2 protein-coding genes are annotated in these 1,945 nt (G+C 74.2%); one reads left to right on the top strand and one right to left on the bottom strand.

Annotated features, from left to right (window positions below; translation table 11 throughout):
- A partial coding sequence (locus tag AB0M20_RS40705) for an SURF1 family protein (RefSeq protein WP_364306562.1) occupies positions 1–524 on the top strand: 524 nt, incomplete at its 5' end.
- A gap of 104 nt (positions 525–628) precedes the next feature.
- On the opposite strand, the gene AB0M20_RS40700 is transcribed toward AB0M20_RS40705, so the two are convergent.
- Positions 629–1,945, bottom strand: a 1,317-nt coding sequence (locus tag AB0M20_RS40700) for an ATP-dependent DNA ligase (RefSeq protein WP_364306560.1), incomplete at its 5' end; no start/stop codon positions are given.

The raw sequence follows: 1,945 nt of genomic DNA, 5'->3' as shown, positions 1-1,945 counted from the left end.
GGTTCGAGATCGTGACGCCGCTGGTGCTGGCGGACGGCACGGCGGTGCTGGTCGACCGGGGCTGGGTGCCGCCGGCCGAGGGCGGGGCGATCGCGGCGCCGGTGGCGGCACCGCCGCCGTCGGGGCAGGTCACGGTGGTCGGCCAGATCCACCGGTCGGAGAGCAAGCCGGCACCGCTGGAGCGCCGGGACGGCCGGATCGACACGCGCCGCCTGGCGGTCCCCCGCCTGGCGGGCGAGATGCCATACCCGGTGTACGGGGCGTACGTGCTGGACATGCAGCCGGCGCAGGGTTTCACCAGGATCCCGGTCGACCACGAGGACGCGTGGCAGAACGGCGGCTACGCGGTCCAGTGGTGGATGTTCGCGCTGATGGCCCTGGTGGCGTTCGGCTGGCAGGCCCGCAAGGAGGCAAGAGGCGACGACCACCCGGAGCGCAGGGACCGAGTGGCAGAGGCCGACAGGGCAGCCACCCCCACGCCCCCGGCACCTCCAGTCATCCCAGCAGCCCGCCACCAAGACTGACCCGCCGATCTCGCGCGGCTTCTTGCCTCGCGCCGCCTTTCGCCTCTCGCGGCCTCCCGCCCCGGCGGTTCCCCGCCTTCCCCGCGGCCTCGTTACCCCCCGGCCTAGGACGGCGGTTGGTGGCCGAGTGACTTGACCGTCTCGATGGTGTCGGCCTCGTGGGCGCGCTTGTCGTCTCGGTAGCGCAGGACCCGCGCGAAGCGCAGCGCCACCCCGCCCGGATAGCGCGGCGAGGTCTGCACCCCGTCGAACGCGATCTCCACCACCTGCTCCGGCCGGACCGTCACCACCCAGCCGTTGTCATCGACGGCCAGTTCCTTGAAGCGCTCCGTCTGCCAGCGCAGCAGCTCGTCGGTCAGGCCCTTGAAGGTCTTGCCCAGCATCACGAAGCCGCCCGTCTCCGGGTCGCGCGCCCCCAGGTGCAGATTGGACAGCCAGCCCTTTCGGCGGCCGTGTCCCCACTCGACGGCCAACACCACCAGGTCGAGCGTGTGCCGTGGTTTGACCTTGACCCAGGCGGAACCGCGACGGCCCACGTCGTAAGGCGCCCCCTGTGCCTTGATCACCACGCCTTCCTGACCGGCGGCCAACGCCTCCGCGAACACCTCCGCCGCCTGCTCCTCGGTCTCGACCATGCGGCGCCCCACGATCAGCTCCGGCGGGAGCGCCTCGGCCAGCGCCGCCCAGCGCACCCGGCCGGGCTCGTCGAGCAGGTCGGTGCCGTCGAGGTGCAGCAGGTCGAAGAACCACGGGACCAGCGCCGGCCCGGCACTCGGACCGCTACCCTTGCTCGCCCGGGCGCCGCGGGTGGCAGCCCGGCTCGACGTCTCCTGGAACGGCCTTGGCCGCCCGCCCGCGTCGAGCGCCATCGCCTCGCCGTCGAGCACGATCTCGCGGGCCGGCAGCGCACGGGCCGCGGCGACCACGTCGGGCAGCCGGGCCGTGATGTCGTCGAGGCTCCGGGTGAAGATGGCGACCTCGTCGCCGGAGCGGTGCACCTGGATGCGGATGCCGTCGAGCTTCACGTCGACGGTGGCCGGGGCGCCGGTGGCGAGCAGCGCGGCGCCGACGTCGGGCGCGCTCTGCGCCAGCATCGGCGTGAGCGGCGTGCCGACCCGCAGGCTGAACTCGGACAGTGCCGCCGCACCCCCGGTCAGCGCGGCGACCGCGACCTGCTTGAGGTCGCCGGAGAGCAGCAGCGCCCGCCGCACGGCGGTGAGCGGCACCTCGCCGGCCCGGGCGATCGCGTCGGCCAGCAGGCCGGCCTGGGCGCCCTGCCGCAGCTCGCCGCCGAACAGCCCCACCAGCAGCCGCTGCTCGTCGGCGGTCGCCGCGCCGAACAGCGCGTGCAGCATTGCCTTGCGCCGCGCCTGCGACCCGGCGCCGGCGACCACGGAGATCTCGGCGATCGCCGCGTCGAC

This window comes from Actinoplanes sp. NPDC051633, from assembly GCF_040681735.1.
Classification (GTDB): domain Bacteria; phylum Actinomycetota; class Actinomycetes; order Mycobacteriales; family Micromonosporaceae; genus Actinoplanes.
This window is presented reverse-complemented; position numbering and strand designations above follow the sequence as displayed.